This is a genomic window from Neobacillus drentensis, from assembly GCF_036965245.1.
Taxonomy (GTDB): domain Bacteria; phylum Bacillota; class Bacilli; order Bacillales; family Cytobacillaceae; genus Neobacillus; species Neobacillus drentensis_G.
Window position 1 is genome coordinate 1 of the sequence record NZ_JBALPG010000183.1, and the last position, 1,769, is coordinate 1,769.

General features: G+C 33.9%; 2 protein-coding genes. One reads left to right on the top strand and one right to left on the bottom strand.

The window, feature by feature from the left end; translation table 11 throughout:
* Window positions 1–234: 234 nt before the first annotated feature.
* On the top strand, window positions 235–630 hold the full coding sequence (locus tag V7150_RS24635) for a cytosolic protein (protein WP_335523520.1): 396 nt from the start codon (window positions 235–237) through the stop codon (window positions 628–630).
* 208 nt (window positions 631–838) lie between these two features.
* Here the strand turns inward: V7150_RS24635 and V7150_RS24640 are convergent, their stop codons facing one another.
* Window positions 839–1,480 (bottom strand): DUF2238 domain-containing protein, encoded by a 642-nt coding sequence (locus V7150_RS24640; RefSeq protein WP_335523522.1) that lies wholly within the window; start codon window positions 1,478–1,480, stop codon window positions 839–841.
* Window positions 1,481–1,769: the final 289 nt, after the last annotated feature.

Below are 1,769 nucleotides of genomic sequence, written 5' to 3' on the forward strand. Positions count from 1 at the left end.
GTCCCACACAGACGTAGCGTATTATCAAACAGACGATTATCCAATTCATCCTCCAGTAGGATGATGGCAAAGAAATCCCTGATATTATTTTATCAGGGGTTTTTTTGTTCTTTGGAATATAAATTATTCGTTCCTTAAAGGTATAATTTTTTATAAAACGAATGAAACCAACATAATAATGGATATCCTAATGACATGTGTTGTTAATTTCAGATGAGATTTAAGGAGGATATCATGAAATCATTTGTCGTAGGTTTCCATCAAGAAGATAATGTAGATAGCATGCAGATTCAAAAACTCAATCAAGAGGAGTTTGATAAGGCAACGGAAGGCGGAACGAGACATCTATTTGAGCTTGACACCAATATTGGCTTTTTTGTCTTTTTCGATGCGGCGGATGCGGATGGAGACCTCTCCTACATGGTCTTGCAATATGAAGAAGACAATGAAGAACCGGTTGCCTGTTATTCCTTCCAACTGAAGGATTTTTACGAATTCATGGCTCTATTCCTAAATGATCTGGAATTTAATGAGGAAACAGACGAAGAGGACGAAGAATACGGCCCGATTCATCATCTAGCCCACCTGCTGTTCCATATAGTTGAAGCAGGCGAGGAACTTGAGGTATAGCAAATTGGTCATTTTTTGTGAAAAACTGCTGATTTTTCGTAAAAATGAATACAATAATTAAATTAAAGGTAAAGGACACCTGTTAAAGGCGTCCTTTTTCACTTTTTTAAGCAAATATTCCTAATAAATTCTCGATTATAAACCCTACTAAAGGGTTTTACTATAATTTTTGCCTTAAACAAGTCTTCTTGCAGGATAAAAAAGTTGTTTAGAAGTCGGAATTCACTTTTCCTAATTCTTTTCGCAACAACTTATTATGCAGTTTGGAAAGGAAAAGTAATGCAATGATTGTACCAGCTAAGGTTAATACCATATCCCATTGTGCATCCCATATATCGCCTTGGTTCCCAAGAAAGTTTTTAGCAGTTTTTCCTCCCTTGCCGATAATAAAACCTATCCATTCAATAATTTCATACATAGCAGAGATGGCAAGAGAAATACTTGTAACGATCCAAAATAACCAGGTACCTTTTGTTAAAAGGGTTTTCCTTAATAATAATTCTCTTATTACAATGCTAAACATCCCTTTTAAAAAATGTCCAAATCGATCATAGTGATTTCTTTTTAAATCAAAAGTATCTTTTATCCAATTAAATAGAGGAACCTTTGAATAGGTGTAATGGCCGCCGACAAACATTAAAATAGCCATAATAGCAATTATTACGTAAGAGAGGGTAGTCAGACGAAACTTTTTGTATGTTGATAGTGCGATAATCAAAACGATAAGGGCAGGAGTGACTTCTAATACCCATGACAAATAGCTAGCAGGCTTGATAATTGACCAAATAAAAACGGTGAAAACAACCAGTAATAACAGAATATGAATCGTCACGACCCTATTTCCCTTCATATTTTCTATCCCTCCTAAAATGTTTTACTGTATTATAAGGAAGCTGAAAATTACAGCTCATTATACAAAAAACACTTTTTAAATTTTTTTAGAACCTGGCATTGGAATTTTTCCTTCGTAAAGTAATTTAGCTACTCTTCTTCTTTATTAATGGTTCCCTTTTTCTAAAACAATTAATTTTAGATTAAGAAGGAAGCAGACTTTTTATGCCCTTTAAATTAGATTTCAATGAAGGTAAAAATTAGTAATATTAATTACCTTGGTCGAGTAAACGATGACCCTTTAATCA